General features: G+C 33.1%; 12 protein-coding genes. 1 reads left to right on the top strand and 11 read right to left on the bottom strand.

The genetic code is table 11. The features are described 5' to 3' along the window. From DW269_RS07410 to DW269_RS07385, 4 genes are all read right to left on the bottom strand, one after another. Positions 1–161, bottom strand: a 161-nt coding sequence (locus tag DW269_RS07410; protein ID WP_147580605.1) for a helix-turn-helix domain-containing protein, incomplete at its 3' end; no start/stop codon positions are given. Between the two features lie 502 nt (positions 162–663). Further along, positions 664–894 (bottom strand): Smr/MutS family protein, encoded by a 231-nt coding sequence (locus DW269_RS07395; protein WP_117459198.1) that lies wholly within the window; start codon positions 892–894, stop codon positions 664–666. Then, positions 873–1,577: a pseudouridine synthase gene (locus tag DW269_RS07390; protein WP_117459199.1), complete on the bottom strand. Its 705-nt coding sequence runs from the start codon at positions 1,575–1,577 to the stop codon at positions 873–875. The genes DW269_RS07395 and DW269_RS07390 overlap by 22 nt, the downstream gene beginning before the upstream one ends. After that, entirely contained in the window at positions 1,577–1,861 is a 285-nt protein-coding gene (locus DW269_RS07385; RefSeq protein ID WP_055235062.1) for a hypothetical protein, read from the bottom strand. The genes DW269_RS07390 and DW269_RS07385 overlap by 1 nt, the downstream gene beginning before the upstream one ends. 109 nt (positions 1,862–1,970) lie before the next feature. Here DW269_RS07385 and DW269_RS07380 point away from each other — a divergent pair, with 109 nt between their 5' ends. Next, positions 1,971–2,717: a MurR/RpiR family transcriptional regulator gene (locus DW269_RS07380; RefSeq protein WP_117459197.1), complete on the top strand. Its 747-nt coding sequence runs from the start codon at positions 1,971–1,973 to the stop codon at positions 2,715–2,717. A gap of 55 nt (positions 2,718–2,772) precedes the next feature. Here the strand turns inward: DW269_RS07380 and DW269_RS07375 are convergent, their stop codons facing one another. The 7 genes from DW269_RS07375 to DW269_RS07345 all read right to left on the bottom strand — a co-directional run bounded on the left by DW269_RS07375 (position 2,773) and on the right by DW269_RS07345 (position 9,052). Beyond that, positions 2,773–3,555, bottom strand: a complete 783-nt coding sequence (locus DW269_RS07375) for an ABC transporter ATP-binding protein (RefSeq protein WP_117459196.1) — start codon at positions 3,553–3,555, stop codon at positions 2,773–2,775. Next, positions 3,548–4,414 carry an ABC transporter permease gene (locus DW269_RS07370; protein WP_117459195.1) on the bottom strand — a complete coding sequence of 289 codons (867 nt, stop codon included), beginning with the start codon at positions 4,412–4,414 and terminating at the stop codon, positions 3,548–3,550. The genes DW269_RS07375 and DW269_RS07370 overlap by 8 nt, the downstream gene beginning before the upstream one ends. A gap of 9 nt (positions 4,415–4,423) precedes the next feature. Further along, positions 4,424–5,395, bottom strand: coding sequence for an ABC transporter substrate-binding protein (locus DW269_RS07365; RefSeq protein ID WP_117459194.1), 972 nt, complete (start codon positions 5,393–5,395; stop codon positions 4,424–4,426). A gap of 505 nt (positions 5,396–5,900) precedes the next feature. Continuing rightward, positions 5,901–6,848 carry a D-2-hydroxyacid dehydrogenase gene (locus DW269_RS07360; protein WP_117459193.1) on the bottom strand — a complete coding sequence of 316 codons (948 nt, stop codon included), beginning with the start codon at positions 6,846–6,848 and terminating at the stop codon, positions 5,901–5,903. 11 nt (positions 6,849–6,859) lie between these two features. Beyond that, positions 6,860–7,255 carry a hypothetical protein gene (locus DW269_RS07355; protein WP_233502453.1) on the bottom strand — a complete coding sequence of 132 codons (396 nt, stop codon included), beginning with the start codon at positions 7,253–7,255 and terminating at the stop codon, positions 6,860–6,862. 83 nt (positions 7,256–7,338) lie between these two features. Further along, positions 7,339–8,229, bottom strand: coding sequence for a S1C family serine protease (locus tag DW269_RS07350; protein ID WP_022425609.1), 891 nt, complete (start codon positions 8,227–8,229; stop codon positions 7,339–7,341). Between the two features lie 79 nt (positions 8,230–8,308). After that, positions 8,309–9,052 (bottom strand): N-acetyltransferase, encoded by a 744-nt coding sequence (locus DW269_RS07345; protein ID WP_117459191.1) that lies wholly within the window; start codon positions 9,050–9,052, stop codon positions 8,309–8,311. Between the last annotated feature and the right edge of the window lie 14 nt (positions 9,053–9,066).

Genomic DNA, 9,066 nt, shown 5'->3' with positions numbered 1-9,066 from the left:
CTGCTGCTCATAAACTTTTTGCCACTTTCATGAAGCTCCTTATTATGAGCAAGATAGAAATTATAGATAAATCTGCAAGTACCTATTGTTTTACGAATCCTGACTTTCTGCCCCTCTGTTGGATTTATTTCCGTCCTGAAGCTCTTCAGCAATTTCCTCATCCCTTTCTATCAGTTTTTTATACTTACGAAGCCCTTTACAGCCTGCAGGAGAATACATGAAGTATTGAAACAATATCCTGCATGAATTCTCCATCTGATTTCTAATCTAATTATAGTACAAATGGAAAATCCATGCATCATGTTCAGCTTCATGAACACCTATTAATCGGCGTTAATAAAATTTAATTTTCACTAACCTGTGGTTTGTGGGTATTCAAATAATTCTTTTACATTACAAAACCATCTTAAAGATGCAACTTGATTTAGTAAATGCTGATTATAAGTATAATAATGCTTATTAGTTAGGGTTCAGTTTGCCTTTAAAGTTCCTTCTCTATCTCAACGTTATAATATCTTAACAAATACGCCTAAAAGTGCAGCAAAATCCATTGGTTTATAATTTGTGATATTTAATGTGTTCATTTTAACGCTCCCCCTATGAGCATATTTAAACACATTCAAACACAATGGTCGATATATTCAGTTACTTATAGTTCCCTCCTTATTTAGTAATAATATCTGTAATACCTGGATTCATAGATAATTCTATTCTTTGTACGTGAGGATGACTGCGATATCTTTTTCTCACCATCTGAGCTAAAATCTGTCCTTGATTATATCCATGGATAATTCTTAAAGTCAATGCATCAGGTTTCTTTAAAGCCGCATCTATCATCTTACGTGCTTCCTGCTGGGTATAGCCATGTATATCTATTTCTTTGATATATTGCATAAACTCCTCCTTGTGATATCTTTTAAATGATTGATTTCTTCTTGAGTGAGTATTCTATATGTACCACTTTCTAAATCACCTAACGAAATATCTCCATACATAATGCGATGAAGTGATGTAATCTTATTATTAAGAGAAAGGAACATCTTCTTTATTTCATGATAACGTCCTTCTTCTAAAGTGATGATACCTTCATATTCACTTATCATTTCTACTATTGCAGGTAAACATTTTACATCTCCATCAATAGTAATACCTTCTTTAAAAGGTGTAATATCCTTTAAAGGCTTTAAACAAGTAAAGGCATATGTTCTAGGTATATGAAATTCAGGAAGAGTGAGTCTTTTTCTTAATTTCAAATCATTAGTCATAATAACGAGACCCGTTGTATCACGGTCTAATCGTCCTACATAATGAAGATTCTCATCTGGAAGTAAAGTGATAAGACAGGGATCATGAGGATCCTTATTGGCACATACATAGCCTGATGGTTTATGAATGATATAGTATTTCAAGGGATGAGGATCAAGAATCTTAGAATCATAAATCACTGTTTCATCCGTTATGTCCATATCTTCATCAACTATTTCATTGTTGACTTGTATCAGTCCCTTTTTAATGGCCTTCTTCGCCTGTTTCTTACTTCCACATTTATTTAATACAAATATATCTATCAGTCTCATTAATGAGTATTCCTTCCACGAGAACAGTCATTAGAACGATTATCAGTACTGTTGACTATAATTACTTTGACTTTATCTCCTCTTTTATATGAAGGATCTTTTTCTAAAATATCACGTAAAGCAGTTAATCTCTTATTGCCATCTACACATAAATAGCCACAACCTGTTTCTTTTACCTTAATAGGAAAAGAAAAGCCTATTCTAATAATAGAATGATAGAGATGATCTGTATATTCTGATGGAATAAAGTGAATGTCACTTAATGGTAGTTCTTTAATACGCATAAAATATACCTCCTTTTTCTACATTATAAACAAAATAAAACATAATACAAAATTATTTCTAAAGATTATTACAACTATGATATAATATTCCTAAAGGGGCGTGAATATAATGGGTTTGTTACTTAGTAGAATATTGACTTATTTAAATGGTGCGATGCAGAATGATTACTATTATAAAATATGCAATTTCATTATCTTTAACTATCTAGATATATTTGAGATGTCAGAAGAAGAATTCTTAAATAAGGGTGCTTTTAGAAAAGAAGAACTTTATAGTTTCTTATTAACATTTGGATTCTCTACTTATGAGGATTTCCGTTTTAAATTAGAAGCTGATCATCAGTTGCGTTTGAATCAGATTCGTGTCAGATTATTTGGAGAAACTCCTCAGAAATTCTTAGCGAAGATGGATAAAGCAATGGATGAAAAAGTACTTGCAGACGCAATTACTTCTATCTGTGAACATTTCTATAAAGCAAAACGTATTATTATCTTTGGTGGTTTATATCCTTGTTCTATTGCCGTAGAGTTACAGACAGATATGATTTCTTTTGGACGTCCATTTATTCATTATCATAAGTATGATCCTATTCAATTTAATGAAGATGATGTTGTCATCTTCGTGAGTGCTACAGGACGTAGTCTAGAAGAAATGAAGAAATATGATAATTGCAGCTTTAAAAAGGCATATTCATTACTCATCACGCAGAATCGTAAATATACACAGTCATGTTTTAATGGAAATACAACAGTGATTTATGTACCAGGTAAGTTTGATTCAATTGATTTCAACTACCAGATCATGTCAATCTGTGACTTAATCAGATTACGTTATTTCCAGCAATACTACCTCTAAGCAGACTTCAGTCTGCTTTTTTTCATGCATTATAAAAGACAAGGATCATCCTTGTCTAGTGAAGAAGAACGCGGTCATTCGCTTCTCCTGTTTCAGTAAATTTTCTTACAAGTTCTTCGACAGTCATTTTCTTTTTTGTTTCTTCATCAATATCCGCAATGATTTTTCCATCCTTCATCATCAGGATTCTATTACCATATTTAAGAGCATCTTCCATATCATGGGTGATCATCATAGTGGTAATATGATGTTCTTTCGCAATTCTTTCAGATAATTTCATCACCTTGATAGATGTTGCAGGATCAAGTGCAGCAGTATGTTCATCTAATAAAAGTAATTGTGGTTTAACTAAAGTTGCCATTAATAGTGTGAGAGCTTGTCTTTGTCCTCCAGATAAGGTACCCACTTTAGTTGTTAAACGGTCTTCTAAGCCAATATCTAAGTCCTTTAATGCATTTACAAAGACATCATGGTGTTTATGAGTAAAGGGTGTAAGTGAGAAATGTTTTCCTCTTTGATAAGCTAAAGAGAGGTTTTCTTCAATTGTCATTGAAGGAGCTGTTCCTCTTAAAGGATCCTGGAATAAGCGACCAATGGTACGGCTTCTCACATATTCCTTTTCATGAGTGATATCTTTATCATCTAAGACAATAGTCCCTTCTTTTGTTTCTACAGCACCAGAGATAGCACCAAATAAAGTAGATTTACCTGCACCATTAGACCCGATAATAGTCACAAAATCTCCTGGTTCAAGATGAAGAGATAAGTGATCAATGGCTTTCTTTTCATTGACAGTCCCTTCATTAAATACAACTGTTAAATCTTTTATATTAAGCATGTTTCTTGAACCTCCTCTTGAGTGTTGCGGAAGAAATCGCAATCACAACAATAAATGCTGATAGGATTTTTAGGTCTCCTGAAGGAAGACCTAAGTATAAGGCAATTGTTAAGGCAAAACGATAGAAGATTGCCCCTACAATCGTACCAACTAAGCATATTGCAACCTTATCACTCTTAATGAATGTCAAACCAATAATAATAGAAGCAAGTCCGATGACCATCATACCAATACCACTTGTAATATCAGCATAGCCCTGCTGCTGTGTAAATAAAGCACCACTTAAAGCCACTAAACCATTAGCAAGACCTAAACCAATAATTTTCATCTTATCTGTATCAATAGAGCTCGCACGTACCATTGCTTCATTATCACCACAGGCTCTAAGTGCAAGACCCATCTGTGTCTTTAAGAAATAGTTCAATAATACGGTAATCACTATTACAATCACACCAATAATCAATAATTTATCATAAGGTTCAAACTGAGTTGTATTGCTGAAGATTGTCTTATGATTAAATAATGAGATATTTGGTGTCTGATGCATAATACGTAGATTCACTGAGTATAAAGCAGTCTGTGTAAGGATTCCGGCTAGGATTTCATTAATATTAAGTTTAGTAATGAGTAAACCTGTCACCATCCCTGCAATTGCACCTGCTACAAATCCAAGTACCATGCCAAGTACTGGATAGCCTGCTACTGCCACCATAGCACTCACTGCACATCCTGTTGTAAAACTTCCATCCACTGTTAAGTCTGGAATATTCAAAACTTTGAAACTAATATATAAGCCTAGAGATAAGACGGCAAATATGCCGCCTAACTCTAGGGCTCCAAGAATAACTGTACTATTCATAAAAACTCCTTAGATTTCTGTATATTTACTATCGTTTGTAATGTTTTCTGGTAATTTAATACCTAATTTATCTTTTGTAGTTGTATTGACATAGATTTTTAAGTTTGTTTTAAATACTTTAACTGGGATATTTTCTACTTTATTTCCCTTTAATACTTTATCAACGATTTTAGCAGTTTCTTTACCAAGTTCTTTATAATCGATACCAACACTTAAGAAACCACCATCTTTAACCATTGAATCAGCACCTACATATAAAGGCTTGTTTGCTTTCTTACATGCATCACTTACTACATTCATTGCACTTGCTACTGTATTATCATTTGGTGCAAAAATAGCATCACATTTACTATTTAATACATTAACAGCACTCTGTGCTTCATTGACTGATGCAATTGTAGCTTCTTCTATCTTAATATTCTTCTTAGCACAATAAGCTTTTGCCTTTTTAATATTAGTGACTGAGTTGGCTTCACCTTTATTGTAAAGCATACCGATTGTCTTTGTATTTGGATTGATTTCTAATGCCTTATCAATAATCTGATCAACCTGTACTTCATCACTTGTACCAGTAATATTCTTATCTGGTTTAAATAATGAGCTAGTCAACTGTGCCCCTACAGGATCAGTCACTGCACTAAATACGACTGGTGTCTTAGTCGCAAGTTTAGCAACTGCCTGTGCTGCAGGAGTCGCAATTGCCATGACACAATCAAAATTTTTTCCGGCAAAATCATTGGCGATACTTGCACAAGTATTTGTGTCCCCCTGACCATTCTTGAATGTATATTCGATATTCTTATCATCATATCCTAAAGTTTTCATTTCTTTATCGAATGAATCCTTGATCTCATTTAATGAAGTATGATCCATGAACTGGATAATACCTACTTTCTTCTTACTACTAGTAGAAGTTCCACATCCTGCTAAAAGTGAAATTGTTAATGCTGAAGTTAATACTGTTCCTAATAATTTGTTCATTGTTCTGTTCCTCTTTGTTTTCATAAATTTTGTTTTCTTTGATTCAATTCAAACAATGACGCCATCGCTTCATATGAGTTCCTCCCAACTTGTTAGCAGGTAAATAAAAAACACCTGTCCCAAAAGACAGATGTTACTCTTTAAGCCACCTTTTGATTCATAAAATGCTAACACATTTTTGCATTATAACGTTTGCATCACGTCTCAGGATACTCGTTGCCTTTCCCCCTCGCCCTCACAGGTCCATTTGTCATTGTGGTGCTACCAGGTTTCCAGCATCCCCGGTTCTCTATCAGCCCTATACAAAGTTTTATCTCCCGCTCTTAGGTTTATCTGAATGGTACATCACAACACATTCAATGTCAACACTTTTATTTATATTTTTGTATTATTTCGAATATTGCTTAATATATTTGTTTATATAATAAATATCATGTTCAAATGAACAGGATATTTATATTTCCTTTTTTATCGTATCCTTTTTACAGGGTCCATTTTACTACTGTTAATAGCCTTTTGTTCTATTCACAAGGTTTTCTAATGGTTCCTGGTTCTTTAAGTGATTGAGGTTTCCAATGACTAATTGCGTATAGTAATCCTGTACACTCTTCCAATGGTATCCACCAGAACAATGCGGTGTAATCATGACTCTAGGATTTTTCCATAATGGTGAATCAGCTGGTAATGGTTCTTCATCAAAAACATCAAGTAATGCCCCACCAATAGACTTATTGTCTAATGCTTCTAATAAAGCATAAGTATCAATCACACTGCCTCTACCTACATTACATACAACAGCGTCTTCTTTCATTAATGAGAACTCATCATGGCTTAACATATGGAATGTTGCATTGGTTGCTGGTAAAGAAGTAATAATATAATCCATCTTTGGTAATACATCATGTAATTCTTTAGAAGTAATGATTTCATCGCAATTTGGATGTTCCTTATAAGAGTTTCTTAATCCTGTTACATTGGCACCAAGTACCTTTAATACTTTCGCAAATTCAGTACCGATATCCCCTACTCCAAGTAATAAGACATTTGAACCATAAATTTCTCTACCAGTAAATAATGGTGTCCATCTTGCTTCTTTCTGTCGATCATAATAGAAACGTAGATTCTTATTAAAACTTAAGATCATTCCCATCATATGTTCGCAGATGGCATGACCATAGCTTCCACTTGCATTTGTAAGAAGTGTTTGTCTATTTAAGATGTTTGGTAAAAGAAATTGATCATTACCTGCACTATTTAATAATAGTGCTTTAAGTGTAGGTCTATTCAAGTTAAATTGTCTTGGTGGATTACCTACAATGACATCGGCTTCATCAATCATTTCCTGTGTTAAATCTTCTTTGTTTACCTTTAAAAGATTCATATCAGGACATGACTTTTTAATAAGTTCAATATTTGAATCATCTAAAGCTGGAATAAGTAATACCTTCAACATATTTAATCCCCCTAAGTTCTTTTGATAAACTTAGTATGACACTTTGGACAATTAATTTCAATCTTTCCGCGTCCTTTAGGTACACGGACAACTTGTTTACATGTTGGACATTTATAATATTTATGTGTTTTATCTTTTCTTTTTTTCTTAAAGAAGTTTACTTTCTTAGTAATAGGTGCAATAAACTGTACATATTTCTGGTTTTCTGCATAACGTTTATAGATATTCTTAGAAAACATTCTGAAATAGATATAAAACATCAAAAATAAGCTTAAGATTATTAATGGTTTTGAGCCAGTAAATAACTCTATAATAACTAAAATAAATAATAAATACATGAGATGACTGTTGAGCTTATCTGCTCCACCATATCTTCCCTGCATGAATTGAATAAATTTTTCTTTCATAAAATACCTCCATGACACTAATATAAGTTTGTTTTGTAAACTAAATATTAACTAAAAAAGGACATTTCTGTCCTTTTTGTCTATTAATTACTCTTGTTGATGAGTTCTTTCGCAATCTTTAATGCAGTATTTGAAGGAATCGCAAATCCTAGACCTTCACTATTTGTATCAGATGATTTTGCATTCACAATACCAATGAGATCACCATTTCCATTAAATAATCCTCCACCAGAGTTACCTGGAGAAACGGCTGCATCTGTCTGAATAACAGAAATAGAGATAGTCTTAGAAGAGCTATAAAGCTGACCAAAACGACCATAATCACTAGATGAAGATGAGTCATCGTTGTCTAGCTGTACTGTAATCTTACGATTTAAGGCTGATACGATACCTGAAGTAATAGAATCACTGAATGTACCTTCTGGGTTACCTACTGCATATGTAGATTGACCTTGTACTAATTTATCACTATTCGCAAATGTTGCTGGTTTTAAATTGGTTGCATTGATCTTAAGTACCGCAATATCATTATCACTATAAGTTCCTACTAAAGTTGCATCATATGTTTTATTATCACTTGTAGTAACCTTAATTGTACTTGCGCCAGAAACAACATGAGCGCAAGTAATAATATAACCATCGCTGCTCATGATCACTCCTGAACCTGCACCACTTGATACCTGTGAACCATACCAGAAGTTATCTCTTGAGATATTTTCTGTTGTAATGGCTACAACACTTTGTGTCATCTTAGAAGAGATGCTTGATGCATCATTTGATGTACCTGTTGCTTTAGTTGTAGTAGTCTTCGTCACTACTGTAGTACCTTGATTATTCATAAAATAAGAACCAGCAGCGCCTCCACCAAAACCTAATGCCACAGCAATAAATGCTTTACCTATATTTTTACTTAAACGACTGACTTTCTTTTTATTCTGCTTTTCATAAACATCTTTTAAATTTTCGTTGTTCATAATACCACTCTCACTTTCTGATTCTAGTATATATCTTAAACTTAATACCTAAATGTGGTTTTTGTGGGAAAATATGTTATTACATATCAATTCCTGCATATTTTAAAAATTTCTTTTCATTAAGGATCCCTTGAGTTAAAAACTCTCCATCTTTAAATAATGCATAAGTAGAAACTGGTGTTGGAAGGTTCTGTGCCTGTTCACGTGTTGTAATATGAATCGTTTTTAAAGGAATGTTGTATTCTTTTGCCACTTCTTCTATGCGTGGTACCCAATAATCTGTAAAAGGACATTGATCTGTATAATATAATACAAAGCCCTGTTCATTAATATGCGGATGTTTAGCACATTCTTTAAACTCTGGAGGATTACCTTCAGTGAATGGAAAATACATAAGTATAATACCATTATCTGATTCATCGGCTATCTTAAACCCTTTATGTGTCAAATATTTATAATCAGAAAGGAACTCTTTCTTACGTCCTTTAGACGATAGAATACAAACGCCTTTATAACCTTTTTGACGTGCATCTTCTATACAATAGTTTAATAAGTCACTTGAATAGCCATGTCCTTTCATCGAACCTGAAACCCATAAACAATTGATATACATATAGTTATTACTTGTAATAGGTATCCAGGCATATTGATCTGGAATATATTCAATGAAGCATTTTCCTCTTTCTTCACTGCGATAAAATACTAAACCTTCATCAAATCTTTCTTTTAACCATTCTTTTTTTTGAAGACTCTTTTTGTTAGACATATCACAACATATATGTTCTGTGTCTATGTTGTCTTTATTGATAATAATATAGTTCATACGTTTTCCTCTTA

Source organism: Catenibacterium sp. AM22-6LB, from assembly GCF_003435615.1.
GTDB classification, from domain to species: Bacteria; Bacillota_I; Bacilli_A; order Erysipelotrichales; family Coprobacillaceae; genus Catenibacterium; species Catenibacterium mitsuoka_A.
Note: the sequence above shows the minus strand (reverse complement) of the source record. Positions and strands in the feature narration are given on the sequence as shown.

Excerpts from the sequence above, each read along its gene's own strand:
- DW269_RS07395 (WP_117459198.1), bottom strand. The coding sequence starts at position 894 with ATGCAATATATCAAAGAAATAGATATACATGGCTATACCCAGCAGGAA.
- DW269_RS07390 (WP_117459199.1), bottom strand. The coding sequence starts at position 1,577 with ATGAGACTGATAGATATATTTGTATTAAATAAATGTGGAAGTAAGAAA.
- DW269_RS07385 (WP_055235062.1), bottom strand. The coding sequence starts at position 1,861 with ATGCGTATTAAAGAACTACCATTAAGTGACATTCACTTTATTCCATCA.
- DW269_RS07380 (WP_117459197.1), top strand. The coding sequence starts at position 1,971 with ATGGGTTTGTTACTTAGTAGAATATTGACTTATTTAAATGGTGCGATG.
- DW269_RS07375 (WP_117459196.1), bottom strand. The coding sequence starts at position 3,555 with ATGCTTAATATAAAAGATTTAACAGTTGTATTTAATGAAGGGACTGTC.
- DW269_RS07370 (WP_117459195.1), bottom strand. The coding sequence starts at position 4,414 with ATGAATAGTACAGTTATTCTTGGAGCCCTAGAGTTAGGCGGCATATTT.
- DW269_RS07365 (WP_117459194.1), bottom strand. The coding sequence starts at position 5,395 with ATGAACAAATTATTAGGAACAGTATTAACTTCAGCATTAACAATTTCA.
- DW269_RS07360 (WP_117459193.1), bottom strand. The coding sequence starts at position 6,848 with ATGTTGAAGGTATTACTTATTCCAGCTTTAGATGATTCAAATATTGAA.
- DW269_RS07355 (WP_233502453.1), bottom strand. The coding sequence starts at position 7,255 with ATGAAAGAAAAATTTATTCAATTCATGCAGGGAAGATATGGTGGAGCA.
- DW269_RS07350 (WP_022425609.1), bottom strand. The coding sequence starts at position 8,229 with ATGAACAACGAAAATTTAAAAGATGTTTATGAAAAGCAGAATAAAAAG.
- DW269_RS07345 (WP_117459191.1), bottom strand. The coding sequence starts at position 9,052 with ATGAACTATATTATTATCAATAAAGACAACATAGACACAGAACATATA.